The sequence below is a fragment of the Belnapia sp. genome, assembly GCF_059504005.1.
Window position 1 is genome coordinate 127,852 of sequence record NZ_JCACHU010000016.1, and the last position, 23,322, is coordinate 151,173.

At 71.9% G+C, this 23,322-nt stretch carries 27 protein-coding genes; 14 read left to right on the forward strand and 13 right to left on the reverse strand.

Annotated features, from left to right (window positions below; all coding sequences use genetic code 11):
* Nucleotides 1-19: 19 nt before the first annotated feature.
* A complete protein-coding gene (locus AC5JJ1_RS03010; protein WP_495783636.1) occupies nt 20-238 on the reverse strand; it encodes a DUF3126 family protein in 219 nt (72 codons plus the stop codon).
* 59 nt (nt 239-297) lie between these two features.
* Nucleotides 298-582: a BolA family protein gene (locus AC5JJ1_RS03015; protein WP_495783637.1), complete on the reverse strand. Its 285-nt coding sequence runs from the start codon at nt 580-582 to the stop codon at nt 298-300.
* Between the two features lie 86 nt (nt 583-668).
* On the opposite strand from AC5JJ1_RS03015, the gene AC5JJ1_RS03020 reads away from it, so the two are divergent.
* The 4 genes from AC5JJ1_RS03020 (at nt 669) to AC5JJ1_RS03035 (ending at nt 5,366) form a co-directional block, all read left to right on the forward strand.
* Nucleotides 669-1,268 carry a J domain-containing protein gene (locus tag AC5JJ1_RS03020; protein WP_495783638.1) on the forward strand — a complete coding sequence of 200 codons (600 nt, stop codon included), beginning with the start codon at nt 669-671 and terminating at the stop codon, nt 1,266-1,268.
* Nucleotides 1,269-1,409: 141 nt separating this feature from the next.
* Nucleotides 1,410-2,420 (forward strand): cobaltochelatase subunit CobS, encoded by a 1,011-nt coding sequence (gene cobS / locus AC5JJ1_RS03025; protein ID WP_495783694.1) that lies wholly within the window; start codon nt 1,410-1,412, stop codon nt 2,418-2,420.
* A 53-nt stretch (nt 2,421-2,473) separates the two neighbouring features.
* Nucleotides 2,474-4,342 carry a cobaltochelatase subunit CobT gene (gene cobT / locus AC5JJ1_RS03030; RefSeq protein WP_495783639.1) on the forward strand — a complete coding sequence of 623 codons (1,869 nt, stop codon included), beginning with the start codon at nt 2,474-2,476 and terminating at the stop codon, nt 4,340-4,342.
* A gap of 67 nt (nt 4,343-4,409) precedes the next feature.
* Entirely contained in the window at nt 4,410-5,366 is a 957-nt protein-coding gene (locus AC5JJ1_RS03035) for an esterase-like activity of phytase family protein (RefSeq protein ID WP_495783640.1), read from the forward strand.
* Between the two features lie 4 nt (nt 5,367-5,370).
* Here the strand turns inward: AC5JJ1_RS03035 and AC5JJ1_RS03040 are convergent, their stop codons facing one another.
* Entirely contained in the window at nt 5,371-6,561 is a 1,191-nt protein-coding gene (locus AC5JJ1_RS03040; protein WP_495783641.1) for a BaiN/RdsA family NAD(P)/FAD-dependent oxidoreductase, read from the reverse strand.
* Between the two features lie 84 nt (nt 6,562-6,645).
* On the opposite strand from AC5JJ1_RS03040, the gene AC5JJ1_RS03045 reads away from it, so the two are divergent.
* The 3 genes from AC5JJ1_RS03045 (at nt 6,646) to AC5JJ1_RS03055 (ending at nt 9,893) form a co-directional block, all read left to right on the forward strand.
* Nucleotides 6,646-7,017 (forward strand): hypothetical protein, encoded by a 372-nt coding sequence (locus tag AC5JJ1_RS03045; protein ID WP_495783642.1) that lies wholly within the window; start codon nt 6,646-6,648, stop codon nt 7,015-7,017.
* Between the two features lie 118 nt (nt 7,018-7,135).
* Entirely contained in the window at nt 7,136-9,319 is a 2,184-nt protein-coding gene (gene uvrB, locus AC5JJ1_RS03050) for an excinuclease ABC subunit UvrB (protein WP_495783695.1), read from the forward strand.
* Between the two features lie 58 nt (nt 9,320-9,377).
* The gene (locus AC5JJ1_RS03055) at nt 9,378-9,893 is read left to right on the forward strand and encodes an SRPBCC family protein (protein ID WP_495783643.1); all 516 of its coding nucleotides are present in this window, start codon (nt 9,378-9,380) and stop codon (nt 9,891-9,893) included.
* Nucleotides 9,894-10,072: 179 nt separating this feature from the next.
* On the opposite strand, the gene AC5JJ1_RS03060 is transcribed toward AC5JJ1_RS03055, so the two are convergent.
* From AC5JJ1_RS03060 to AC5JJ1_RS03075, 4 genes are all read right to left on the reverse strand, one after another.
* Nucleotides 10,073-10,513, reverse strand: coding sequence for a response regulator (locus tag AC5JJ1_RS03060; RefSeq protein WP_495783644.1), 441 nt, complete (start codon nt 10,511-10,513; stop codon nt 10,073-10,075).
* An 88-nt stretch (nt 10,514-10,601) separates the two neighbouring features.
* Nucleotides 10,602-11,321 (reverse strand): Crp/Fnr family transcriptional regulator, encoded by a 720-nt coding sequence (locus AC5JJ1_RS03065; RefSeq protein WP_495783645.1) that lies wholly within the window; start codon nt 11,319-11,321, stop codon nt 10,602-10,604.
* Between the two features lie 131 nt (nt 11,322-11,452).
* Nucleotides 11,453-12,856 (reverse strand): ATP-binding protein, encoded by a 1,404-nt coding sequence (locus tag AC5JJ1_RS03070; protein WP_495783646.1) that lies wholly within the window; start codon nt 12,854-12,856, stop codon nt 11,453-11,455.
* A 6-nt stretch (nt 12,857-12,862) separates the two neighbouring features.
* On the reverse strand, nt 12,863-14,005 hold the full coding sequence (locus AC5JJ1_RS03075) for a penicillin-binding protein activator (RefSeq protein WP_495783647.1): 1,143 nt from the start codon (nt 14,003-14,005) through the stop codon (nt 12,863-12,865).
* Here AC5JJ1_RS03075 and rsmI point away from each other — a divergent pair.
* Both rsmI and AC5JJ1_RS03085 read left to right on the forward strand, forming a co-directional pair.
* Complete coding sequence (rsmI, locus tag AC5JJ1_RS03080) at nt 13,990-14,892, forward strand: 16S rRNA (cytidine(1402)-2'-O)-methyltransferase (protein ID WP_495783648.1); 903 nt, start codon at nt 13,990-13,992, stop codon at nt 14,890-14,892. The genes AC5JJ1_RS03075 and rsmI overlap by 16 nt on opposite strands.
* Complete coding sequence (locus tag AC5JJ1_RS03085; RefSeq protein ID WP_495783649.1) at nt 14,879-15,733, forward strand: hypothetical protein; 855 nt, start codon at nt 14,879-14,881, stop codon at nt 15,731-15,733. The genes rsmI and AC5JJ1_RS03085 overlap by 14 nt, the downstream gene beginning before the upstream one ends.
* A 100-nt stretch (nt 15,734-15,833) precedes the next feature.
* Here the strand turns inward: AC5JJ1_RS03085 and hemW are convergent, their stop codons facing one another.
* Nucleotides 15,834-16,985 (reverse strand): radical SAM family heme chaperone HemW, encoded by a 1,152-nt coding sequence (gene hemW, locus AC5JJ1_RS03090; protein WP_495783696.1) that lies wholly within the window; start codon nt 16,983-16,985, stop codon nt 15,834-15,836.
* A 65-nt stretch (nt 16,986-17,050) separates the two neighbouring features.
* Between hemW and AC5JJ1_RS03095 the strand changes: the two genes are divergently transcribed.
* Genes AC5JJ1_RS03095 through AC5JJ1_RS03105 form a run of 3 tightly spaced genes read left to right on the forward strand, consistent with a single transcriptional unit; the run spans nt 17,051 to nt 18,806 of the window.
* Nucleotides 17,051-17,458, forward strand: a complete 408-nt coding sequence (locus AC5JJ1_RS03095) for an MAPEG family protein (RefSeq protein ID WP_495783650.1) — start codon at nt 17,051-17,053, stop codon at nt 17,456-17,458.
* Between the two features lie 30 nt (nt 17,459-17,488).
* The gene (locus tag AC5JJ1_RS03100) at nt 17,489-17,866 is read left to right on the forward strand and encodes a rhodanese-like domain-containing protein (protein ID WP_495783651.1); all 378 of its coding nucleotides are present in this window, start codon (nt 17,489-17,491) and stop codon (nt 17,864-17,866) included.
* 4 nt (nt 17,867-17,870) lie between these two features.
* The gene (locus AC5JJ1_RS03105) at nt 17,871-18,806 is read left to right on the forward strand and encodes a 3-hydroxyacyl-CoA dehydrogenase NAD-binding domain-containing protein (RefSeq protein WP_495783652.1); all 936 of its coding nucleotides are present in this window, start codon (nt 17,871-17,873) and stop codon (nt 18,804-18,806) included.
* Here AC5JJ1_RS03105 and AC5JJ1_RS03110 read toward each other — a convergent pair.
* The 5 genes from AC5JJ1_RS03110 to AC5JJ1_RS03130 all read right to left on the reverse strand — a co-directional run bounded on the left by AC5JJ1_RS03110 (nt 18,781) and on the right by AC5JJ1_RS03130 (nt 22,601).
* Nucleotides 18,781-18,936: a DUF3309 domain-containing protein gene (locus tag AC5JJ1_RS03110; RefSeq protein ID WP_043340543.1), complete on the reverse strand. Its 156-nt coding sequence runs from the start codon at nt 18,934-18,936 to the stop codon at nt 18,781-18,783. The two genes, AC5JJ1_RS03105 and AC5JJ1_RS03110, sit on opposite strands and share 26 nt — an antisense overlap.
* A gap of 71 nt (nt 18,937-19,007) precedes the next feature.
* Complete coding sequence (locus AC5JJ1_RS03115) at nt 19,008-20,327, reverse strand: TRAP transporter large permease (protein WP_495783653.1); 1,320 nt, start codon at nt 20,325-20,327, stop codon at nt 19,008-19,010.
* Nucleotides 20,327-20,848, reverse strand: a complete 522-nt coding sequence (locus AC5JJ1_RS03120) for a TRAP transporter small permease (protein ID WP_495783654.1) — start codon at nt 20,846-20,848, stop codon at nt 20,327-20,329. Before AC5JJ1_RS03120 ends, AC5JJ1_RS03115 begins: the two co-directional genes overlap by 1 nt.
* A 5-nt stretch (nt 20,849-20,853) precedes the next feature.
* On the reverse strand, nt 20,854-21,846 hold the full coding sequence (locus AC5JJ1_RS03125; protein WP_495783655.1) for a TRAP transporter substrate-binding protein: 993 nt from the start codon (nt 21,844-21,846) through the stop codon (nt 20,854-20,856).
* An 89-nt stretch (nt 21,847-21,935) separates the two neighbouring features.
* A complete protein-coding gene (locus AC5JJ1_RS03130; RefSeq protein ID WP_495783656.1) occupies nt 21,936-22,601 on the reverse strand; it encodes a dienelactone hydrolase family protein in 666 nt (221 codons plus the stop codon).
* Nucleotides 22,602-22,645: 44 nt separating this feature from the next.
* Here AC5JJ1_RS03130 and AC5JJ1_RS03135 point away from each other — a divergent pair, with 44 nt between their 5' ends.
* A complete protein-coding gene (locus AC5JJ1_RS03135) occupies nt 22,646-22,840 on the forward strand; it encodes a DUF4169 family protein (RefSeq protein WP_495783657.1) in 195 nt (64 codons plus the stop codon).
* Nucleotides 22,841-22,878: 38 nt separating this feature from the next.
* On the forward strand, nt 22,879-23,316 hold the full coding sequence (locus AC5JJ1_RS03140) for a hypothetical protein (protein ID WP_495783658.1): 438 nt from the start codon (nt 22,879-22,881) through the stop codon (nt 23,314-23,316).
* Nucleotides 23,317-23,322: the final 6 nt, after the last annotated feature.

A 23,322-nucleotide genomic window follows, 5' to 3' on the forward strand; every position in this document is an offset into this window, starting at 1 on the left:
GCGCGAGGCGGGGCGGGGTTCAGTTGATCTGGGAGAGGTCCTCGGCGAGGACGACGATCTGGATGGCGTAGGAGACCTCGCCATCCTCCATGTCGCGGTGGACGGTGCCGACGAATTCCGAGCCGACGAAGAGCTCCACCGAGGCGTTCTTGCGCTGCGGAGTGGTGAGCTTGATGCGGTCGTTGCCCAGCAGCCGGCGGAGATGCGCCTGCACCGCGGCGAGTTCGGCTGGGGTCATTCTGGCTAATCCTGACAAAGACGGGAGCGCGGAGGCATAGACCCAGCCGCGGCCGGCGGCTACCCCTTTGATCCGGCCTCCTCCGGCGTCAGCAGGCGCAGCGAGAGGGCGTGCAGGCCGCCCGAGAACTCGGCCTCCAGCGCGGCATGGACGGCGCGCGACCGGGCGAGGCGGCCGAGGCCCGAGAAGCGGTCGCTCACCACCTGCAGGCTGTAATGGGTCTCGCCGCCGGGGCGGGCGCCGGCATGGCCGGCATGGCGGTGGCTGTCATCCTCGACCGTGACCGAGGCGCCGGGGAAGGCGGCCTGGATGGCGGTTTCGATGCGGCTGGCGCGGGTCTGCATGGGTGGGTTCTCCCGCCTTTCGGGCGAAGGGGCAAGCGGGGCCGGCTCGGCTTGCAGAGGCAGGGGTGGGCGCCCATAAATCACCGATGCCCCCCCGACGCGGCGCCAAGCCCGAGCCCCTGAGCCCGCCCCGCCCCTGCGACATGCCGGGCTGCGAGGCCGCGGGCGAGTTCCGGGCGCCGAAATCCCGCACCAGCCTCAACGAGTACCGCTGGTTCTGCCTGCCGCATGTGCGCGAGTACAATGCCTCCTGGGACTATTACAAAGGCATGGGGCCGAACGAGATCGAGGCCAATCTCCGCCATGACACCGCCTGGCAGCGGCCGACCTGGCCGCTCGGGCGGCTCGGCGGCAGCCACCGGCGGCTCAGCCCGGAATTCCTCCGCGACCCGCTCGGCCTGCTCTACGCGACGCCGCTGCATGCCAAGCGGACGAAACAGCCCGAACGGCCGCAGGCGCCGCCCGAACTGCGGGCCGCGCTCGACGTTCTCGGGTTGGAGTGGCCGCTCGACCAGCCGAGGCTGCGCGCCCGCTACCATGAGCTCGCCAAGCAGCTGCACCCGGATGCCAATGGCGGCGACCGCGGCGCAGAGGACCGCCTGAAGGATGTCAACCGCGCCTACAGCCTGCTGCGCCAGCGCGCCGGGGCCGGCCGCTTCGAGGCGGCGCCGGCCGAGGCGCGCTAGTGTCCGGCCCGCGAGGCCTGTGGGTTCACCCACGGGCGTGGCGGACCAGCGGGCCGTCCGCCGTGCCGAAATCGCCCCGAGCCGGGTAGCCTCCCGGACGTCCCTGCCCTAGACTTTCCTCAAGAACCTGAGCGGATGCCGATGACCAAGGTCGCCAACCTCGCCGAAATCCGTCCCACCTCGGCGATCGAAGCCCCGGACACCAGCGTGAACGCGCGCGAGGCCTTCGGCCTTGACCTCGACATGCAAGTGCCCGCCTTCTCGCAGCGCACCGAGCACGTGCCGGAGGTGGACGACACCTACCGCTTCGACCGCGAGACGACGCTCGCCATCGTCGCCGGCTTCGCCAGCAATCGCCGCGTGATGATCCAGGGCTACCACGGCACCGGCAAGTCCACCCATATCGAGCAGGTGGCGGCGCGGCTGAACTGGCCCTGCATCCGCGTCAACCTCGACAGCCACATCAGCCGCATCGACCTGATCGGGAAGGACGCGATCGTCCTGAAGGACGGCAAGCAGGTGACGGAGTTCCGCGAGGGCATCCTGCCCTGGGCGCTCCAGCACCCCTGCGCGCTGGTCTTCGACGAGTACGACGCGGGCCGGCCGGACGTGATGTTCGTCATCCAGCGGGTGCTCGAGGTCGAGGGCAAGCTGACCTTGCTCGACCAGAACCGGGTGATCCGGCCGAACCCCTATTTCCGCCTCTTCGCCACGGCGAACACGGTGGGCCTCGGCGACACGACGGGCCTCTACCACGGCACGCAGCAGATCAACCAGGGCCAGATGGACCGCTGGAACATCGTCGCCACGCTGAACTACCTGCCGCATGCGCAGGAGACGCAGATCGTGATGGCGAAGCTCGGCATCGACCCGTCCGACGCGAAGATGAAGAAGCGCGTCGAGGCGATGGTGGCGCTGGCCGACCTGACCCGCGCGGGCTTCATCGCCGGCGACATCTCGACCGTGATGTCGCCGCGGACGGTCATCACCTGGGCCGAGAACACCCGCATCTTCGGCGATGTCGGCTTCGCCTTCCGCCTCACCTTCCTCAACAAGTGCGACGAGGCGGAGCGCAGCACGGTGGCTGAGTACTACCAGCGCTGCTTCAACGAGGACCTGCCGAGCACGGGGCTGCTGAAGAAGGCGGGGTGAGCCCCGCCCTCTCAGCCACCAGCGGCCGGGACTGAAGCGGAAGCCATAGAACCATGTCGAAGCAGGACCTGACCCGCCAGGAAGAGTTCAAGCGCGCCACCGCGGGCACGCTGCGCGCCATCGCCCATGCCAATGCGGAGGTCCAGGTGGCTTTCCAGCCAGGGCCGGGGGGCGTCTCGGGCAAGCGCGTGCGGCTGCCGCTGCCGACCCGCGCCCTGCCGCCGGCGGAGATGGCGAAGCTGCGCGGTGCGGCGGACGCGGCGGCGCTCAAGCTGCGGCATCATTCGGAGGCCGTGCATGCGGCGCGGGTGCCGCAGCGGCGCGAGGCGCGCGAGGTCTATGACGCGCTCGAGGATGTCCGCGTCGAGGCGGTCGGCAGCAAGCACATGGCCGGCGTCGCCGCCAATCTCCGGGCGCGGCTGAACGACCTCTGCGAGACCGAGGGCTACGACCGGATGACCCGGAAGGACCAGCTGCCGCTGCCGGCGGCGCTGTCCCTCCTGGCGCGCGAGCGCATCTTCGGCGAGCCGGCGCCGCAGGCGGCGCATCGCGTGCTCGACCTCTGGCGGGAGACGCTCGGCGAGGGCGCCGATGCGGCGCTTGGGGAGATGGCGCGCTCGACCGACGACCAGGACGCCTTCGCCCGCGCCGCCCGCAAGCTGCTGACCGCCCTTGACCTGGCCGAGGCCGAGGTGGAGAGCGAGGCCGAGGAGCAGGAGGACGGCGAGGAGAGCGGCGAGCAGTCCAGCCAGCAGGACCAGTCCGGCGAGGGCGAGGCCCAGGCGCAGGACCAGGAGAGCATGCTCGGCGCCCAGCCCGAGACCATGCAGGGCGAGGCGGCCGAGGAGGAGGCGCAGGAGACCGAGGACGAGGGCGCCGCCGCCGAGGGCGACGACAAGCCCGGCGGGCCTCAGCAGCGCCGCGAGGTGCCGCAGACCGACGACGCCAGCCGCTACCACCCCTTCACCACCAATTTCGACGAGATCACCGAGGCGGAGGAGCTCTGCGACCCGGAGGAGCTGGGGCGGCTGCGCCAGCAGCTCGACCAGCAGCTCAGCCACCTGCAGGGCGTCGTCTCCAAGCTCGCCAACCGGCTGCAGCGGCGGCTGCTGGCGCAGCAGCAGCGGGCCTGGGAGTTCGACCTCGAGGAGGGGACGCTGGATGCGGCGCGGCTCGCCCGCATCGTCGCCAACCCGATGCTGTCGCTCTCCTACAAGCGCGAGCGCGAGGCGGATTTCCGCGACACCGTCGTCTCGCTGCTGATCGACAATTCGGGCTCCATGCGCGGGCGGCCGATCACGGTCGCGGCCATGTGCTCCGACATCCTGGCCCGCACCCTCGAGCGCTGCGCGGTCAAGACCGAGATCCTCGGCTTCACCACGCGGGCCTGGAAGGGCGGGCAGAGCCGGGAGCGCTGGGTGCAGGAGGGCAAGCCGCGCAATCCGGGGCGGCTGAACGACCTCCGCCATGTCGTCTACAAGTCCGCCGACGCCCCCTGGCGCCGCGCCCGCAAGAATCTCGGCCTGATGCTGCGCGAGGGGCTGCTCAAGGAGAACATCGACGGCGAGGCGCTGGAATGGGCCTACAAGCGCCTGCGCGGCCGGCCCGAGCACCGGCGCATCCTGATGGTGATCTCGGACGGGGCGCCGGTGGACGACAGCACGCTCTCCGTGAACCCCGGCAACTACCTCGAGCGGCATCTGCGGAAGGTCATCGCCGATATCGAGGGGCGGGGCGATGTGGAGCTCATCGCCATCGGCATCGGCCATGACGTGACGCGCTACTACCGCCGGGCCGTGACCATCGTCGATGCCGAGGAGCTGGGCGGGACGATGATGAAGAAGCTGGCCGAGCTCTTCGACGAGGATGCGGCGGAGGCCTGGCAGCGGGCCTCGGCGGAGCGCTCCGCCGTTCTTGTGTGACACGGGGCGGGTTTTCGCCCTATTGGCTAGGCCTTGTTGAAGGCTGATCGGCAAGGACCGGGTTTTTATGCGCTCGCGGGCTCCGTACCGCCTGTCCCGCCGGGCGATGCTGGCGGCGCTCGCCCTCGCCGGCTGCTCCCGCGGCGGGGCGCAGTCCGTGGCGCGGCCGCTGGCGCTCGACCCGCTCCCGGCGGGGAGCCGGCTGGAGGCGCTGGGCGGCTTGCAGCTCAGCGACGAGGTGCTGGGCTTCGGCGGGCTCTCGGCGCTGCATATCGACGATGACCTGCGGCTGACGGCGATCAGCGATGTCGGCCATTGGGTGACGGCGCGGCTGGTGCTGCGCGAGGAGCGGCCGCAGGGGCTGGCCGAGCTGCGGACCGGGCCGTTGCGCGACGGCAGCGGGGTTCCCTTGCGGCGGGGCTATGGCGGGGATGCCGAATCCCTCGCCCGGCTGCCGGATGGGGGGTGGCTGGTCGGGTTCGAGCGCTGGCAGCGGATCCGGCGGTACCGCGACATCGACGGGCCGGGCGAGTATGTGGAAGCGCCGCCGGGGCTGGAATTCGCGCCGAGGAATGGCGGGCTGGAATCCCTCGCTGTGCTGCGGGACGGGCGCTGGTTGGCGATCACCGAAAAATTCTACCCGAGGGGGAACGAGGCGCTGCGGCGGGCCTGGATCGGCGGGCCGGGCAACTGGCGGCGCATCGCCTATCGGCCGGAGGAGGGGTTCGACCCGGCGGATGCGGCGGCGCTGCCCGAGGGTGGGGCGCTGGTGCTGGAGCGCAGCTTCTCGATCTTCGCCGGCTTCGGCGGGCGGGTGGTGCGGCTCTCCGCGGCGCAGCTGGACGGCGCGGTGCTGGAGGGGGAGGAGGTCCTCCGCCTCGACGGGCCGGTGCCGCGGGACAATTTCGAGGGCATAACCGTCTTCCGCGCCGGCGGGCGGACGCTGGTGGCGCTCGTCTCCGACGACAACGAGAACATGCTGCAGCGGAGCCTGCTGCTGCTCTTCGCCGTGCTGGACGAGTAGCGGCTCAGCCGCGGAGGCGGCGGAGGATGCCCTGCGCCGCCGCGACGCCGGTGCTGAAGCAGGCCTGCAGCAGGTAGCCGCCGGTCGGCGCCTCCCAGTCCAGCATCTCCCCGGCGACGAAGGTGCCGGGCCGGCTGCGGAGCATGAAATGCTCGTCCACCGCATCCCAGCGCAGGCCGCCGGCGGTGGAGATGGCACGCTCGATCGGGGCGGTGCCGGTCAGGCGGAGGGGCAGCGCCTTCACCAGGCGGGAGAGGGGCTGGGTGGCCCCGGCATGCAGCGCCTCCTGCACCAGGCCGATGGCGACGGGGGCGAGGCCGGCGCGGCGGAGGTGGTTCGCCCGCGAGACGCCGCCACGCGGGCCGTCGAGCCGGGCGGCCAGCGCCTCGGGCGGGTCGTCGGGGCGGAGGTCGAGGCTCGGGGTGGCCTGGCCCTCGGCGGCGATCGCCTCGCGCAGGGGAGCCGAGAGGGCGTAGAGGGCGCCGCCTTCGAGGCCGGTCGCCGTCACCAGCGCCTCCCCCCGCACCCGCTGGCCGCGGAAGTCGAGGGCGATGCGCTTCAGCGGCTGGCCCTCGAAGCGGCGGAGGAAGACCTCGGACCAGGCGCAGAGGAAGCCGCAATTGGCGGGGCGGAGGGCGGAGACGGCGCCGGGGAAGAGGCGCGTCCAGGCACCGTCGGAGCCGAGGCGGGGCCAGGAGGCGCCGCCGAGCGCCAGCAGCGTCGCGGCGGGGCGGAGCGCCAGCGGACCACTGGGGGTGGCGACGCGGAGGGCGCCGGCCTCGTCCCACCCCTCCCACTGATGGCGGAAGCGGAAGGTGACCCCCTGCCCCGCCAGCCGTGCCAGCCAGGCGCGCAGCAGGGGCGAGGCCTTCAGCGCGCGCGGGAAGACGCGGCCGCTGGTGCCGGTGAAGAGGGGCTGGCCGAGGGCTTCCGCCCAGGCCACCAGCGCCGCGGGTGGAAAGGCGCGGAGCGCAGGCTCAAGGCGCGCGCGGGTCGGGCCGTAGCGGGGGAGGAAGCGGTCCAGCGGTTCCGAATGGGTGAGGTTCAGCCCGCCGCGGCCGGCGATCAGCAGCTTGCGGCCGGGGCTCGGCATGCGGTCATGGATGGTGACGGGAAGGCCGGCCAGGGCGAGCGTCTCGGCCGCCATCAGCCCGGCGGGGCCGGCGCCGATGATGGCCACGTCATTGGGGGTCATGGCGGCTTGTAACGCCGCAGGCATGGGCGGTGAACCCGGGGCAGTGCGGGCCGTTAGGGGGCGGAACCGAAATGGAGAGAACAGATGGCCGATGGTTTCCTGTCCAGCCTCCGCTCCCGCGCCGATGACATGCGCGGGGATGCGGAGCGCTATGGCCGCCGCGCCTCGAGCGACCTGCGCGACGCCGGCAGCTCACTGCGCGAGCGGGGCGACGATGCGCGGGGCGAGCTGGCGCGGCTCTGGGGGCAGCTCGAGGACCTGGTCGAGCGGCGGCTCGGGCCGGCGGCGAACGACGTCGCCGAGCGGGCCGGCAGCTATGCGCGCGACGGGCGCGAGGTTGCCTATGACGTGGCCGACCAGCTCCGCGAAGTGACGCGCTCGCGGCCGCTGCTGGCCATCGGCGTGGCGGTGGCGGCGACCTGGGTCATCAGCACCATGCTGCGCAGCCGGCGGTAGGGCCGAAGGGGGGGCTTCGCGGCCCCCCAGCTCCCGCCTTCGGCCCCTGAGTTTGAACTGGATTCAGGCGCCCCGAAGGCCAAAATAGGGGGCAATGAACCAGATCCTCCCGCCCGTGATGTTCTACCCGCCGAAGCGGCCGGCGCCGCCGCCGGAGCGGCGGCTGAAGGTCGTTTCGCCCTTCGAGCCCAATGGCGACCAGCCCGAGGCCATCCGCCAGCTCGTCTCCGGCCTCAAGGCCGGGGAGCGGGACCAGGTGCTGCTCGGCGTCACCGGCTCGGGCAAGACCTTTACCATGGCGAAGGTGATCGAGCAGCTGCAGCGGCCGACGCTGATCCTCGCGCCGAACAAGACGCTGGCCGCGCAGCTCTACGGGGAGATGAAGAGCTTCTTCCCGGAGAACGCGGTCGAGTATTTCGTCTCCTACTACGACTACTACCAGCCCGAGGCCTATGTGCCGCGGACGGACACCTATATCGAGAAGGATGCGCAGATCAACGAGCAGATCGACCGCATGCGCCACTCCGCGACCCAGAGCCTGCTGGAGCGGAACGACGTGGTGATCGTCGCCTCGGTCTCCTGCATCTATGGCATCGGCTCGGTCGAGACCTATTCGCGGATGGTGGTGAAGCTCGAGACCGGCGGGCGCATCGACCGCGACACGCTGATCAAGGGGCTGGTCGAGCAGCAGTACCGCCGCAACGACAGCTTTTTCGCGCGCGGCACCTTCCGCATCCGCGGCGAGACGGTGGACATCTGGCCGGCCCAGCTGGAGGACCGCGCCTGGCGCGTCAGCCTGTTCGGCGACGAGATCGACGCGCTGAAGGAATTCGACCCGCTGACCGGCGAGATCACCGGCGAGATGGCGCGCGTCAGCATCTACGCCAACAGCCACTACGTCACGCCACGGCCGACGCTGCAGCAGGCGATCATCTCCATCAAGGCGGAGCTGAAGCAGCGCCTCGCCGAGCTGCACGAGGCCGGGCGGCTGCTGGAGGCGCAGCGGCTGGAGCAGCGCACGCAATTCGACATCGAGATGCTGGAGACCACCGGCTCCTGCAAGGGGATCGAGAATTACAGCCGCTACCTGACGGGCCGGAAGCCCGGCGAGCCGCCGCCGACGCTCTTCGAGTACCTGCCGGAGAATGCGCTGCTGGTCGTCGACGAGAGCCATGTGACGATCGGCCAGTTGGGCGGGATGTACCGGGGCGACTTCGCGCGGAAGAGCGTGCTCAATGAGTTCGGCTTCCGCCTGCCCTCCTGCACCGACAACCGCCCGCTGAAATTCGAGGAGTGGGAGGCCTACCGGCCCGAGACCGTCTTCGTCAGCGCGACGCCCGGGCCGTGGGAGATGGAGAAGACGGGCGGCGTCTTCGCCGAGCAGGTCATCCGCCCGACCGGGCTGATCGACCCGGTGACGGAGATCCGCCCGGTCGAGGGGCAGGTGGACGACCTGCTCGCCGAATGCCGCGACCAGATTGCCAAGGGCGGCCGCGTGCTGGTGACGACGCTTACCAAGCGCATGGCGGAGGACCTGACCGAGTACATGACGGAGGCGGGCATCAGGGTCCGCTACCTGCACTCCGACGTCGACACGCTGGAGCGGATCGAGATCATCCGCGACCTCCGCCGCGGCGTCTTCGACGTGCTGGTCGGCATCAACCTGCTGCGCGAGGGGCTCGACATCCCCGAATGCACGCTGGTCGCCATCCTCGATGCCGACAAGGAGGGCTTCCTCCGCTCCGCCACCTCGCTGATCCAGACCATCGGCCGCGCCGCGCGCAATGCCGAGGGGCGGGTCGTGCTCTATGCCGACCGGATGACCGACAGCCTGCGCCGCGCCCTAGAGGAGACCGAGCGGCGGCGGACCAAGCAGATGGCCTGGAATGCCGAGCACGGCATCACGCCGACCACCATCAAGCGGCAGATCGCCGATGTCATGCAGTCGGTCTACGAGCAGGACTACGTGACGGTCGAGGCGGTGGAGGGCGACGCCAGCGCGCAGTTCATCGGCAGCAACCTGCGGGCCACTATCGCCGACCTGGAGAAGCGGATGCGCGCCGCCGCGGCCGACCTCGAATTCGAGGAGGCGGCCAGGCTGCGCGACGAGATCAAGCGCATGGAGGCGCTCGATCTCGGGCTGGAGCCGAACCTCGCCGGGCGCAGCCTGCAGGAGAGCGCGCCGAAGGCGCCGGCCAAGGGGCCGGGGCGGCCCAAGGCGGACTGGAAGCCGAAGCCGCTCGGCCCGGGCGGCGGCGGCTACGACCCGGAGAAGCGGCGGGGCGGCCGGCGCCGGGCCTGAGCGGGGAACACCCCGCCCCTCACCCGCGTTGCCTCGGCAGGGCGCAGAGGAGGCGGATATGGGCGAGTTCACCGGCAGGATCACGATCGACCGCTCTGCGGCCGAGGTTTTCGCCTTTCTCTCTGACCCCACCGCCATGCCGCGCTACCTCCAGACCGTCCGGCGGGTGGAGCAGACCGGCCCCGGGCGCATCGCCATGGAGGGCGAGGCGCATGGGCATGACTACCGCGACGAGGGCTGGATCCAGGTCGAGCCCGAGGCGCGGCGGATGCGCTGGGGCTCCGACCGGATGAAGGATTACGGTGGCGAGCTTGAGGTGCGCGAGGCGGGCGGCGGGGCCGAGGTCTCGATCCAGCTCAGCATCACGCCGGAGCCGGCAGTGGCCAAGCGGATGGAGCAGGAGAACGGCGCCGTCGACCATGCCATGCGGCTGGCGATGGAGCGGACGCTCGGCGCCATCAAGGTGGCCTGCGAGGGCAGCGGCGACCCGGCGCCGGATGCACCGCGCAGCGCGGACGACCTGCGGGACAGCCGGGCCTTCGGCGGCAGCGCGACCCTGAACCCCGACATCTAGAGCTAACTCCGATCGGGTGGAAACACCTGATCGGAGTAGTTCGTCTGGCCAGACAATAGGTTAGAGCGGCTTCCGTGAGCCAGTGCGAACGGAAACCGCTCTGGCACGGCTCCCGTCCGCCTCGACGCGCCAAGGCAGGCTCAAGGCCTTCCCTAGCCGGACAGATGGCGCCGCCTGGATCAAACCGCCTGGTCGGCGCTTGCCTCGGCAGCGGGGGCCAGGGGCTGGCGGAGTGCCGCCTGCCACAGCACATGGACCAGGTTTTTCGGGTCGAAGGGCTTGCGCACGACCGGGACGTCGGTATGGCAGCCCCGGCCGAGATCGTCGCCATAGCCCGTCAGGAAGACGAAGGGCACGGCGAGCCGGGCCAGCCGGTCCGCCACCGGCAGGGCGCTGCGGCCGCCGAGATTGAGGTCGAGCAGGCAGGCGTCGAGCCCGTCATCGGCGCAGGCCGCATCGATCCGGTAGAGCGCATCCTCGACGGAGGCGGAGGTGCCGAGAATCGTGGCGCCGGCCTCGGCCAGTTCGTCCTCGATGAGCATCGCCACCAGCGCCTCATCCTCGACGACAAGGAGGCGAAGCGACTTTAACCTGATTGGTACGTCTTCCGGACGCGTCACGGACATCATGAACCCCCCCGGGGGCGATGGCGGGCAGGAAAGCGCCATCCGGCAGCATTCGTCTGTACGTTTGAGGACCGCCGCAGCGTCAGCGGCTGCCGCGCCCGGCCAGCCTCTCGGCTTCCTGCAGGACGGCGGCGTAGCACTCGCAGGAGGCGGCCTCGAGGCCCTGGCGGTTGGTGATCTCGAGCTGGCCACGCTCGTAGCGGATGAAGCCGGCGCGCTGCAGGCTGCCCGCCGCCACCGTGACGCCGGCGCGCCGCACGCCGAGCATCATCGAAAGCAGCTCATGAGTGATGGTGAAGCGGTCGCCGGCGGCGCGGTCATGCGCCATCAGCAGCCAGCGGGCCAGGCGCTGCTCGGTATGGTGGCGGCCGTTGCAGGCGGCGGTGCGGGCCACCTGCTGGTGATGCGCCATGGCGTAGAGCAGCACCTGGCGGCGCAGGGCGGGGCTCCACTCCAGCGCCTCGGTGAAGGCTTCGGCCTCGAGCTGCAGGGCGACGCCGCCATGCTGGACCATGCCCTCGATGTCGGAGCGGTCGGTCCCGTAGACCAGCGGCAGGCCAAGCACCCCCTCGGAGCCGACCAGCCCGACCTCGGCGCCGTCGCCATCCTCGAGGGTGATGATCATGGAGACGAAGCCGGATTCGATGAAGTGCGCGGCGGCGATGGGGCCGCCCGGTGTCTGGATGCTTTGGCGGAAGGGCAGCTCGACGGGCTTCAGGTCGGGCCAGAGGCGGTGCAGGTCGGCGGGCGGCAGGGCGTCGAGGATTCGGTTCGACGGGGCAGGACATCCGGATTCGCTCAATGACCGCTCCTCGCCGGGTTCGGGCGAGAGCCCGGTTCTCGCAGCCGCCCGCGCGGCGCGACGGCGCGGGGGGCCAGACAGTAATGAACGATCCTCGTCATGTCGGTACGGTTTCAACGCCCTGGCATCGGTCAGCCGGCGGGGCCGGATGGCAGCCAGACCTTGAAGCAGGCGCCGCTGCCCGGCTCGCTTTCGATCAGCAGCAGGCCGCGATGGCGGTTGACGATGTGCTTGACGATGGCGAGCCCAAGCCCCGTGCCGCCGGCGCTGCGCGAGCGGCCGCGGTCGACGCGGTAGAAGCGCTCGGTGAGGCGGGGAATGTGCTCGGGCGGGATGCCGGGGCCGTCGTCCTGGACGGAGAGGAGGACGCCGGGGCGGCTCGGCAGGCGCGGGCCGCCGGTGCAGCGGGCGACGCCCAGGCGAACGGCGCCGCCCTCGCGGCCGTGGCGGATGGCGTTCTCCAGCAGGTTGCGCAGCACCTGGGCGAGCTGCTCGGCATCGGCGGGGGCGGCGGTGGCGCCCGGATCGATCTCGGCCGAGAGGCTCACGCGGCGGGCGCGGAACAGCGGCTCCAGCGCATCGGCCTCGGCCCGGGCGATGGCGGCGAGGTCGGCCTGGCCGGTCGGCGGCTGGTGCTCGGTCAGCTCGATGCGGGACAGGCCGAGCAGGTCGTCGATCAGCCGCCGCATGCGCTCCGACTGCTCGGCCATGATGCCGAGGAAGCGCTGGCGGGCGGCGGGGTCGTCCTCCGCCGGGCCGCGCAGCGTCTCGATGAAGCCGATGAGGCTGGCGAGCGGGGTGCGCAGCTCGTGGCTGGCATTGGCGACGAAGTCGGCGCGCATGCGCTCCACCGCGCGCTCGCGGGAGCGGTCGGAGAGGAGGATGACGATGCGGCCGCCATCGGCCAGCGCCGGCTCCATCGGGATGACCTGGGCGGCGATCTCCCGCGTCACCCGCACGGGGAGGGCGATGTCGGCGGTCTGCGGCCGGCCCTCGGCAAGCGCGCGGTCGACGGCATCGGCGAGCATGGGGTGGCGGAGCAGGGCGGCGACGTCGCCGTCGCGCGGCGCGCCCTGGCCGGCGGCGCCGAAGAGTGCGCGGGCGGCGGCATTGGCGCGGAGCGGGCGGCGCTCCGGCGAGAGGACGAGGAGCGGGTCGGGCAGGCGCTCGACGATCGCCTCGTCGGCGCGGCGGAGGCGGCCCACCAGCTCGCCCTGGTCGGCCAGCGTGCGGGCGAGGCGCCCGACGCCCTCGGCGATCTCGGCGACGGCGGGCAGCAGGGGTGTGCCGTTGGGCGGGACGAGGCGTCCGTCGGCGGCGGCGGCGCGGCGCAGCGCCTCGGCCAAGCGGGCGAGGTTGCCGATCCAGAGCTGGGCGACGGCCAGCGCCCCGAGGATGCAGGCGGCGAGGGCGAGCAGGCCGGGGCCGAGGGCGAGCTCCCCCTCGGCCAGCAGCAGCAGCAGGACGAGGACCGGCACGGCGCCGATCAGCCCCGCCGCGGCGACGACCCGGCCGGGCGGCGGTCGGGTGGCCATGGCGCGCTAGCTGGCGCCGGGGATCGGGGCGGGCTGCACGAGGCGGGGCTCGCCGGAGGGGTCGACCGCGAAGACGGCAAGGCCGTGCTGGGCGATGCCGTCCGGGCCGAGGCGGACCGGGCCGTCGGCGCCGAGCATGGCCTCGCCGACCGGGGCCATGCCGCTGCGGGCGGCGCGGCTGGCGAGCGCGGCCGCGTCATAGGCGACGCCGGCGAGGCGGGGCGGGCGCTCGCCGAAGGCCTGCTGGTAGCGCTGGTCGAAGCCGGCGCGGGTCGCCGGGTCGGGGCCGGGGAACCAGGCCTCGGCGAGGGCGGGCTCCTGGGCGACAACCGGGTCCTGCGCCCAGAGCACGGTGCCGAGCAGGCGGGGCTTGGCGGGGAGCGCGGCGGACAGGGTCTGGGCGGCGGCCCGGGCGCGCTCGCCGCCGAGGCCGAGCAGGACGGCATCCAGCCCTTCCGGTCCGGCCTGAGCGACGAGGTCGCGGGCGGCGGCGGCGCTGTCGCCGAGGCGGGCCTGCAGCACCACGATCGGCGCGGGGAGGCCGAGGGCGGGCAGGCGGGTGCGCAACGCCGTGGCGAGGCGGCGGCCAAACTCGTCCTCCGGCGCGATGAGGCCGAAGCGGCGGGCGCCGGCCTCGGCGGCGGCGGCGGCGACGCGCTCGGCCTGCTCGGCGGGCGTGGTGCCCAGCACCCAGACCCCGCTGCCGGCCTGGGCGGCATCGCTGGTGAAGGCCATCACCGGGACGCCGGCGGCGCGGGCCCGGGCGCCGACGACGGCGGTCTCGGTCAGGGTCAGCGGTCCGGCGAGCGCCCGGGCCCCCTCCCCCAGCGCCGATTGCGCGGCCTGGGCGGCGCCGGCGGGGCTGCTGGCGGTGTCGCGGGGCAGGAATTCGACCGAGGGGTCGTTCTGGTCGAAGAGGGCGAGTTGGGCGGCGTTGAGCATCGCCTGGCCAAGCGGGCGGTTGGAGCCGGAGAGCGGCAGCAGCAGGCCGACGCGGGTGCGCGGGATCTCGGGCAGCGGCGCGGCCTGGGGCAGGTTGCCGGGCGTGCCGTAGGAGGGCGGGGCTTGCGCGACGCAGGCTGCGAGGGGAAAGAGCAAGGCGAGCCGCAGCAGGTGGCGAAGCGGGGTGCGGCGTGACGGAACCGGCAATCGAACCTCCTGACCCTTCCCCCGATGGGCCGCTGCCGGGGCTGACCCTGGTGGCGACGCCGATCGGCAATCTCGGCGATCTCTCGCCCCGCGCGCTGGCCACGCTGCGCGGCGCCGATGCCGTGCTCTGCGAGGATACCAGGGTAACCGGCGCCATGCTGGCACGGCATGGTGTTTCGGTGACCCTGCTTCCTCTGCACGAGCACAACGAGGATGACCAGACCCCACGGGTGCTCGATCGGCTGCGGGCGGGGGCGCGGATCGCTCTCGTTTCCGATGCGGGGACGCCGCTGGTCTCCGATCCCGGCTACCGGCTGGTGCGGGCGGCGATCGCGGCGGGGCTGAAGGTCGGCGCGGTGCCCGGGCCGAATGCGGCGGTGATGGCGCTGACGCTCTCCGGCCTGCCGCCGCATCCCTTCCTCTTCCAGGGGTTCCTGCCGTCGAAGTCCGGGCCGCGGGCGGCGGAGATCGCGCGGCTGCGGGCGGCGGAACGGGCGGGGCTCAGCGCCAGCCTCGTGCTCTACGAGGCGCCGCACCGGCTCGCGGAGACGCTGGCGGCGCTGGCGGATGGGCTCGGCGCGGACCGTGCGGCGGCGGTGGCGCGGGAGATGACGAAGCGCTTCGAGGAGGTCAGGCGCGGCAGCCTCGCCGCGCTGGCGGCGCATTATGCCGCCGAGGCGGCGCGGGGCGAGATCGCGATCGTGATCGGGCCGGCGCCGGAGGAAGCCACCGGCGAGGCGGAGCTCGACCGGGCGCTCCGCGATGCGCAGGCGGCCGGGATGAGCCTCCGCGATGCCGCGGCGGCGGCGGCGGCGGCGACGGGGCTGCCGCGGAAGCAGGTTTATCGGCGGGCGCTGGAGCTGGGAGGCGGCGATGGCGAGGGCTGAGGGCGGCAAGGCAGCCGCGGCGGCGCAGGAGCGGCGGGTGCGGCGGGTGCTGGAGGCCAGCGCCGAGGAGACCGACCATCAGGTGAACGCCGCCCAGCTCATCGCCTTCGATGCCATGGAGGCCAAGGGGAAGGAGCGTCTCGCCCTGGCCGGCAAGGCGCTGCAGGCGAGCCCGCTCTGCGTCGATGCCTGGGGCATCCTGGCGAGCGAGGCGCCGGAGGGCGCGCCCCTCACCCTCGATCTCTGGCGCCAGGCGGTGGCGGCGGGCGAGGTGATGCTCGGCCCCTGGCGGATGGCAGCCTGGCGGGGCGAGTTCTGGTCCGTCACGGAAACCCGGCCCTATATGCGGGCGCGCCAGGGCCTCGCCTTCGAGCTGCGCCGCCAGGGGCAGGTGGCGGAGGCGAACGACACGCTGCGCGGCACGCTGGCGCTGAACCCGAACGACAACATGGGCGCGCGCTACATCCTGCTCGACTGGCTGCTGGAGGCCGGGGCGGTCCCCGAGGCGTCGGCCCTGCACGCGGCCTATGGCGAGGACGACAGCGCCGCCTGGGCCTATGCCGCCGTGCTGATCGGCTTCCTCCAGGGCGGCGAGGCAGGGGCGGCGGCGGCGCTGCCCGCGGCGCTCGGGACCAACCCGCATGTGCCGGGGCTGCTGCTCGGCCGCCTGCCGATGCCGGCGGTGCCGGAATTCTACAGCCCCGGCGATGCGGATGAAGCGGCAGTCTATTGCGACACCGCGGCGGCGGGCTGGCGGGCCGCGCCGGGCGCGCTGGACTGGCTGGCGCGGGCGGCGCCGGATGACCCGCCGCCCGCGCGCCGGCCGCGGGCCGGGGCTTAGGACGGTTTCCGTTCGCGCCGGTTCACCGAACCCGCTCCAGCCCGTTCATTGGCCGGGCGAAGACCTCCGGTCGGGTGAGTCCATCCGATCGGAGGCTGGTCTAGCGCAGCAGCACGGGCAGCATGGCATCGAGGCGCATGCGGCCCTCCTCGGTGGCGCGGAGGCGGCCGGCCCCGGTCCATTCGAGGTAGCCCTCCTCGATGCAGGCCAGCAGCATGGCCGGGTCGAGCGCCTCGGCGAGCGGCAGGCTGCTGCGGGCCTCGATGCGGGCGGGGTCGATGCCCTCGGCAAGGCGGAGGCCCATCAGCAGCGCCTCGCGGGCGCGGTCGGCGGGGGCCAGCGCTTCCTCCTCCGCGGTGCCGTGGCCCTGGCGGGTGACGCGGGCGAGCCATTCCTCCGGCGCGCGGTGGCGGCGGGTGGCGATCATCGTGCCGTCGAGCAGCAGGCGCTGGTGGGCGCCGGGGCCGATGCCGAGATAGTCGCCGTAGCGCCAGTAGGCGAGGTTGTGGCGGCTCTCGGCGCCCGGCTTCGCGTAGTTGGAGATCTCGTAGGGGGCGAGGGAGAAGCGGGCGGCTTCTTCCACCGTCGCCCAGTAGAGGCGGGCGGCCTCCTCGGGATCGGGCAGGGCGAAGGCGCCGCGGGCATGTTCGGTGGCGAAGCGCGTGCCGGGCTCGATGGTGAGCTGGTAGAGCGAGAGGTGGTCGGCGGCCAGCGTCAGGGCCTGGCGGAGCTCGGCGCGCCAGGCGGCCTCCGGCTGGCCGGGGCGGGCATAGATCAGGTCGAAGCTGAGGCGGGGAAAGATGGCGCGGCCGGTCTCGAGCGCCGCCACCGCCTCCGCCGCGCTGTGCTCGCGGCCGAGGAAGCGGAGCGCGGCGGGGTCGAGCGCCTGGATGCCCAAGGAAAGGCGGTTGACGCCGGCGGCGCGGATCTCGGCGAGGCGGGCAGCCTCGACGCTGGTGGGGTTGGCCTCCAGCGTCACCTCGAGCTCAGGCGGTGCGGCAAACAGGCGCCGCGCCTCCCCGATCAACGCGGCGACGGTGGCGGGCGGCATGAGGCTCGGCGTGCCGCCGCCGAAGAAGATGCTGGCGAGCGGGCGGGGGCCGAGGCGCGCGGCCTCATGCCGCAGCTCGCGGAGCAGGGCCTCGCGCCAGGCCCCCTGGTCGATTCCCTCGCGGACATGGCTGTTGAAATCGCAATAGGGGCATTTGCGCAGGCAGAACGGCCAGTGGATGTAGAGCGCGAGGGGTTCCATGATGCGCCCGATATGGCGATGCGCGGCCGGCTTGTCGAACGCCGGGCCAGGCGGGGACCTCATCCATGGCACTTCCGGTCACGGCGCTCTATGCCGCGCTGCTCGGCCTGCTCCATGCGGCGCTGACCCTCCTGGTGGTGCTTGGGCGGGGGCGCAGCGGCGTCATGCTCGGCACCGAGGAGGACAAGGGCCTCTTCCGCGCGGTCCGGGCGCATGCGAATTTCGCGGAGTACGTGCCGCTGATCCTGCTGCTCATGGGCCTCGGTGAGGGGCTGAAACTCTCCGCCCTGCTGCTGCACATGGCGGGAGCGGGGCTGGTGCTCGGGCGCGTGCTGCATGCCGTCGGCATCAGCCGGGAGCCGGATCTCGGCGCGGCACGGGTCGGCGGCACCGTGCTGACGGTGTCCGTGCTGATCGTTGCCAGCCTCGCCGTGCTGGGACGGGCGCTTACGGCGATGGCGGTCCTGGGTTAGCCTTCGCCCTCCAACAGGGAGGGACGCAGGATGCCGAAGACCGTGAAGGAGATGGTCGCCGCCGCCAATGCCGCGGTGCCGCGGATCAGCGCCGCCGAGGCGCAGGCGCTGCATGCGAAGGGCGAGGCGGTCTTCATCGACCTGCGCGAGGCGTCGGAGATCGCCGCCTCGGGCAAGGTGCCGGGGGCGCTGCCCATCCCGCGCGGCCTGCTCGAATTCCGCGTCGATCCGGAGAGCCCGGCGCGCGACCCGGCGCTCGGCAAGCCCGTCGTCATCACCTATTGCGCCTCGGGCGGGCGGGCGGCGCTGGCCGGGCAAATGATGCAGGAACTCGGCTACGGCGACGTGCGCAACCTCGGCGGGTTCAAGGACTGGGTCGAGGGCGGCGGTGCCGTGGAGAAGGGCTGAGGCGGTGCGGCCGGTTCGTCGCATCGCGGTCATCGGCGCCGGGACGATCGGCGCGAGCTGGGCCGCCTGGTTCCTCAGCCGCGGGCTGGAAGTGGTGGCGAGCGACCCCTCGCCGGGGGCGCCGGAGCTGATCCGGCGCATGGTGGAGGGGGCTTGGCCGGTGCTGCAGCAGCTCGGCGCGGCGCCCGGTGCCGATCCGGCGCGCTGGTCCTTCGAGCCGGACCCGGTGAAGGCGGTCGCGGGATGCGACGCCGTGCAGGAAAGCGCGCCGGAGCGCTACGAGGTGAAGCAGCCCCTGCTGCGCGCCATCAGCGCGGCGCTGCCGGAGGATGCGCTGATCCTCTGCTCCTCCTCCGGGCTGCTGGCGAGCCGGCTGTCAGAGGGGTGCACGCATCCGGGGCGGGTGGTGATCGGGCATCCCTTCAACCCGCCGCACCTGATCCCGCTGGTCGAGGTGGTGGGCGGCGCATCGGCGAGCGCGAAGGCGGTTCAGGCCGCGGTCGAGTTCTACCGCGGCATCGGCAAGCACCCGATCGTGCTGCACAAGGAGGTGCCGGGGCACCTGGCGAACCGGCTGCAGGCGGCGCTCTGGCGCGAGGCGGTGCATATGGTCGCGGAGGGCGTCGCCAGCGTCGCCGATGTGGATGCGGCGATCGCCCAAGGGCCCGGGTTGCGCTGGGCGCTGATGGGTCCGCATGCCACCTTCCACCTCGCGGGTGGCGAGGGCGGCTACCAGCACTTCATGCATCACCTGATGCCGGCGGTGACGAGTTGGTGGGAGAGCCTCGGCAATCCGGTGCTGACGCCCGCCCTGCAACGCGCGCTGATCGAAGGCGTCGCGCAGGAGACCGGCGGCAAGCCGATCCCCGCGCTGGCGGCCGAGCGCGACGCGGCGCTGGTGCGGCTGCTCGCCGCTAAAGCCGGCCCGTCAAGGCCATGACGAGCAGCACCACGACGATGATGCCGAGGATGCCGCTTGGGTAGTAGCCCCAGCCGCTGCTGTAGGGCCAGGTCGGCAGGACACCCAGCAGCACCACGATCAGGATGATCAACAGGATCGTCGAGTTCATCGCTTGCCCTCCGTCCGGCACCGTGCCGGTGCGAAGGGCGAACGTTGGCAACCTGTCGGGGTTCGATCACGTCAACGCAAAAACTCCGGCGAGACGAGGTTCGGCAGCGCCAGCACGATCGCAGGGAAGAGGATGATCAGGGCGAGGACGCCGAGCATCGGCAGCAGCATGATCATCGTGTCCTTCAGCGCATCGCCTATGCGTATGCCGGCGACGGAACAGGCGATCATCAAACACAGCCCATAAGGCGGCGTCACCAGGCCGAAAGCCAGCGAGACGATGCCGATCATGGCGAAATGCACCGGATCCATGCCCACGCTCTGGGTCAGCGGCTGGAGGATGGCGCCGACGATGATGATGGCCGGGATGGCGTCGAGGAAGCAGCCGACCACGAGGAAGACGGCGGCGATGAAGAATCCCGTGCCGATCCGCCCCATCCCCCAGGCCTGCACGCCGGAAAGCAGGTATTCCGGGATCTGGTAGAAGGCGAGCAGCCAGCCGAAGGCGCTGGCGGTGCCGACGCAGAACAGGGTGACGCCGGCGAGCCTTCCGGTATCGCCGAGCGCGTTCACAAGGCCCCGCCAGTCCATCTCGCGGTAGACCAGCAGCGAGAGGAAGCCGGCATAGAGCACGGCGATGCAGGCGCTCTCCGTCGCGGTGAACCAGCCGAAGATCTTGCCGCCGATGATGATCAGCGGCGTCAGCAGCGCCGGGATGGAGACGAGGAAGGCCCGGCCGATCTGGCCGAGGGTCGCGCGGGCATAGGTCGGGTAGCCGCGCCGCTTCGCATAGGCATGGACGGTCGCCATCTGCACGCCGGCGATCAGTGCGCCGGGGACGACGCCGGCGAGGAAGAGGGCGCCGATCGAGACGGTCAGCACGCCGCCCCAGACGATCATCAGGATGGAGGGCGGGATGATGACGGCGAGCACTGCGGAGACGGCAGTGATGGCGACGGAGAAGCTGTCGTCATAGCCCTCCTTCCGCTGCGCCTCGATGAAGATCTTCGACTGGGAGGCGGCGTCCGCCGTGCTGCTGCCGGAGATGCCGGCGAAGAAGAAGGAGAGCACCACGTTGATCTGGGCGAGGCCGCCGGGGAAGTGTCCGACCAGGGTGCGCGAGAGGGTCATCAGCCGGTCGGTGATGCCGCCGATGTTCATCAGGTTGGCGGTCAGCAGGAAGAAGGGGACGGCCAGCAGGATGAAGGAGTTGTAGGCGTTGAAGGTCTCCTGCGCGAGCATCATGGGCGAGAGCCGCGGCTCCACCAGCAGGATCGGCAGGCAGGCGAGGCCGAGCGAGACGGCGACGGGCACGCGCAGCACCAGCAGCGTGAAGAAGATGCCAAAGAGGATGGCGGCCGCGCTGCCGGCATCGAGGACATTGCCGCCCATCAGCCGTGGCTCTCCCCTTTGGCCCGCAGCACCGCGAGCGCGTTCAGCATCCGCTCCGCCTCGAAGAGCAGCCAGACGGCGCCCGCGACGGGCCAGGCGAGGTGGATGATCCAGAGCGGCAGCTCCGCCAGCTCGCTGATGCGGTAGATGGCAAATTCGGTGAATTCCCAGCCCCACCAGAGGAAGACGAAGGCGAAGACGAGGACGAAGCTGCCGGCCAGCAGCTCGACCCGCGCCTCGCCGACGGGCGAGAGCCGGGGGAAGACGTCGACGACGAAATGCGTCCCCTCCCGGACGGCCAGCATGGCGCCGAGCATCACCGCATAGACTAGGCAGAAGCGCGCTAGCTCCTCGGTCCAGATATAGGCGGGGATGAGGGGCGTGTAGCGCGAGATGATCTGCAGCGTCACCGGGATGACGAGGATGGCGACGCTGAGGATCAGCAGGAAGGCGATGAGGCCGGCGAGCGCGCCGTTGACGCGGCGCAGCAGCGCCGGCGCGCCGGGAGGGGTATCGGGCATGAGGCTCAGGCGGTCAGCGCGTTGATTCGGTTGAGGATGCCCTCGGCCTCGATCTCGCGCGCATAGCCGGCCATCACCGGGTCGACCAGGCGCTTCATCTCGGCGCGGTCGGTGAACTCGACCCGGTGCAGGCGGCCGGCCTTCTCCAGCGTCTCGAGGATCTGGCTGTCGGCGCCGGCCTCCGCCTCGCGGTGGAAGGCGCTGGCCTCCTTGCCCGCCCGCCGGATCGCGGCCTGCAGGTCGTTCGGCAGGCGGTTCATCACCTGGACCGAGACGCAGAGCGGCCGGATGGTGATGGCGTGCTGCGTCATCGAGAGCTGGGGCGCCACTTCGTAGAAGCGCATCTGCTCGACGCCGGCCGCCTCGTTCTCGCCGCCGTCGATGACGTTGTTCTGGATGGCGTTGTAGATCTCGTTGTAGGCGATGACGGTCGGCGACATGCCGATGGCCGAGAAGGTGCGCGACCAGATGGGCGCGCCCTGCACGCGGACCTTGAGGCCTTTCAGCCCGGCGAGGTTGGTCACACGCTTGTTGAAGAAGATGTTGCGCACGCCGCCGCCGCCATAGCCGATCATGGCGACGCGGGCGCGCTTCTCGACCTCCTCGGCCACCGGCTTGAACATGTCCTGGTCGAGCACCGCATTCCAATGCGCGATGTCGCGGAACAGGAAGGGCGCGTCGACGAAGGGCGCGGCCTTGGAGAAAGTGGACATGTGGGCGGGCGAGACGATGGCGTAGTCCACCGCCCTGCCTTGCGCCATGTACTCGAAATACTGCTTCTCGAGGCCGAGTGACGAGTTCTTGTGCAGCACGAAGTTGATCGGCTTGCCGTAATACTGCTTCACCAACTCCTCGAAGCGGACGAGCGCCTTGGTGTAGGGGTGCTCGTCGCCGAATTGCGAGGCGCCGTTCAGCGTGATGGCGCCCTGGGCGCGGACCGGGATAGCGAGGAGGGCGGGCGCGGCGAGGGTCGCGCCAAGCAAGGATCTGCGGTGCATCTTTCTCTCCCTTGAAAGGCCGGCTTGGCGCCGGACTGTGACGGGAGGTTAGCCGCAAACCATCCGGGGTGGGAACAGGCCCCGGCGGCTCAGCCGAGATGCCGGGCGAAGAAGGCGAGCGTGCGCTCCTGCGCCTTCGCCGCATCGTCCGGGACGTAGCTGCCGCGCTCCTCGCAGCCGAAGCCATGGCCGGCACCGGGGTAGACGAAGACCTCGACGCCGGGCTGGGCGGCGCGAAGCGCCTCCACATCCGCGAGCGGGATGGAGGCGTCGGTCTCGCCGAAATGCAGCTGGACGGGGCAGGTCGGCTGCTCCGCCTTCGCCGCGGCGATGCCGCCACCATACCAGCCGACGCCCGCGGCAAAGGCGCTGCTGCGGGTCGCCCCGTGCCAGGCGACGGTGCCGCCCCAGCAATAGCCGACGATGCCGCGCCTGGCCCCGCGCGGTAGGGCGGCGGCGGCGGCGAGGATGTCGAGTAGCGTCTTGCCGGCATCGATGGTGCCGCGCAGCTCGCGGCCGCGGGCGACATCGGCGCCCTCATAGCCGAGCTCGACGCCGCGCTGGGTGCGGTCGAAGAGGGCGGGGCAGACCACGGCATAGCCCTCCTTCGCGAAGTCGTCGCAGACCCGGCGCATGTGGCGGTTCACGCCGAAGATCTCCTGGACGACGACCAGGGCGCGCGGCGCATCGGCGGGGCCGGCGGCATAGGCGGACAGGACATGGCCGTCGGCGGCGGTGAGCTCGATGGTCGGCATGGAAAACCCCTCCCCTTCCGGGTTGCGGGGCCTATGCTGCGGAGATGGGCGAGATCGTCAACCTGAAGCAGGCGAGGAAGCGGCAAGCCCGTGAGCAGGCGGCGGCCGAGGCGGCGGCGAACCGCGCGAAGCACGGGCGCAGGGCGGCCGAGAAGGCCAATGACCGGCGGGCGGAGGCGCGGCGGCAGGCGCTGCTCGACGGCGCGCGGCGGGAGGAGCCTTGCCAGGAGGAGGGTTGAGGGTTTTCCTCGCGCAACGCCACCGCCTGGGGATCCGCATGCGTCACCTCCTTCCCGCCATGGGCCTGCTGCTGGCCGCCTGCGCCAACGAGACCGCGCTGCCGGAGGCCGGCTCCGTCCAGGCGCGCAATTCCAACGCCCCGGCGCGGCCGGCCGCGCCGCCGCCGAAGGTGAAGGATTTCGACGGGCGCTGGGTCGGCACCGTCACCCTGCAGCCGGACCGGACGCGGGAATGCCCGCGCGCGCCCTCGGCCGAGCGGGAGATCAATGTCACGGAAGGGCGGGCGGTCTTCGCGCTCAACCCGCAGATCCGCCAGAGCCAAAGCGGCTTTGTCGGCGCCGACGGGTCGGTCCGCATGGTCGATTCTCTCGACCGGAACATCGCCACCACGGGGCTCTTCGCCGACGGGCTGTTCCAGGGCGAGTACCGGAACGGGCTCTGCGCCTATGCGGTACGGATGGTGAAGCGGGGGTGAGCCCCC

Excerpts from the sequence above, each read along its gene's own strand:
- AC5JJ1_RS03010 (WP_495783636.1), bottom strand. The coding sequence starts at position 238 with ATGACCCCAGCCGAACTCGCCGCGGTGCAGGCGCATCTCCGCCGGCTG.
- AC5JJ1_RS03015 (WP_495783637.1), bottom strand. The coding sequence starts at position 582 with ATGCAGACCCGCGCCAGCCGCATCGAAACCGCCATCCAGGCCGCCTTC.
- AC5JJ1_RS03020 (WP_495783638.1), top strand. The coding sequence starts at position 669 with ATGCCCCCCCGACGCGGCGCCAAGCCCGAGCCCCTGAGCCCGCCCCGC.
- cobS (WP_495783694.1), top strand. The coding sequence starts at position 1,410 with ATGACCAAGGTCGCCAACCTCGCCGAAATCCGTCCCACCTCGGCGATC.
- cobT (WP_495783639.1), top strand. The coding sequence starts at position 2,474 with ATGTCGAAGCAGGACCTGACCCGCCAGGAAGAGTTCAAGCGCGCCACC.
- AC5JJ1_RS03035 (WP_495783640.1), top strand. The coding sequence starts at position 4,410 with ATGCGCTCGCGGGCTCCGTACCGCCTGTCCCGCCGGGCGATGCTGGCG.
- AC5JJ1_RS03040 (WP_495783641.1), bottom strand. The coding sequence starts at position 6,561 with ATGACCCCCAATGACGTGGCCATCATCGGCGCCGGCCCCGCCGGGCTG.
- AC5JJ1_RS03045 (WP_495783642.1), top strand. The coding sequence starts at position 6,646 with ATGGCCGATGGTTTCCTGTCCAGCCTCCGCTCCCGCGCCGATGACATG.
- uvrB (WP_495783695.1), top strand. The coding sequence starts at position 7,136 with ATGTTCTACCCGCCGAAGCGGCCGGCGCCGCCGCCGGAGCGGCGGCTG.
- AC5JJ1_RS03055 (WP_495783643.1), top strand. The coding sequence starts at position 9,378 with ATGGGCGAGTTCACCGGCAGGATCACGATCGACCGCTCTGCGGCCGAG.
- AC5JJ1_RS03070 (WP_495783646.1), bottom strand. The coding sequence starts at position 12,856 with ATGGCCACCCGACCGCCGCCCGGCCGGGTCGTCGCCGCGGCGGGGCTG.
- AC5JJ1_RS03085 (WP_495783649.1), top strand. The coding sequence starts at position 14,879 with ATGGCGAGGGCTGAGGGCGGCAAGGCAGCCGCGGCGGCGCAGGAGCGG.
- hemW (WP_495783696.1), bottom strand. The coding sequence starts at position 16,985 with ATGGAACCCCTCGCGCTCTACATCCACTGGCCGTTCTGCCTGCGCAAA.
- AC5JJ1_RS03095 (WP_495783650.1), top strand. The coding sequence starts at position 17,051 with ATGGCACTTCCGGTCACGGCGCTCTATGCCGCGCTGCTCGGCCTGCTC.
- AC5JJ1_RS03100 (WP_495783651.1), top strand. The coding sequence starts at position 17,489 with ATGCCGAAGACCGTGAAGGAGATGGTCGCCGCCGCCAATGCCGCGGTG.
- AC5JJ1_RS03110 (WP_043340543.1), bottom strand. The coding sequence starts at position 18,936 with ATGAACTCGACGATCCTGTTGATCATCCTGATCGTGGTGCTGCTGGGT.
- AC5JJ1_RS03115 (WP_495783653.1), bottom strand. The coding sequence starts at position 20,327 with ATGGGCGGCAATGTCCTCGATGCCGGCAGCGCGGCCGCCATCCTCTTT.
- AC5JJ1_RS03120 (WP_495783654.1), bottom strand. The coding sequence starts at position 20,848 with ATGCCCGATACCCCTCCCGGCGCGCCGGCGCTGCTGCGCCGCGTCAAC.
- AC5JJ1_RS03125 (WP_495783655.1), bottom strand. The coding sequence starts at position 21,846 with ATGCACCGCAGATCCTTGCTTGGCGCGACCCTCGCCGCGCCCGCCCTC.
- AC5JJ1_RS03130 (WP_495783656.1), bottom strand. The coding sequence starts at position 22,601 with ATGCCGACCATCGAGCTCACCGCCGCCGACGGCCATGTCCTGTCCGCC.
- AC5JJ1_RS03135 (WP_495783657.1), top strand. The coding sequence starts at position 22,646 with ATGGGCGAGATCGTCAACCTGAAGCAGGCGAGGAAGCGGCAAGCCCGT.
- AC5JJ1_RS03140 (WP_495783658.1), top strand. The coding sequence starts at position 22,879 with ATGCGTCACCTCCTTCCCGCCATGGGCCTGCTGCTGGCCGCCTGCGCC.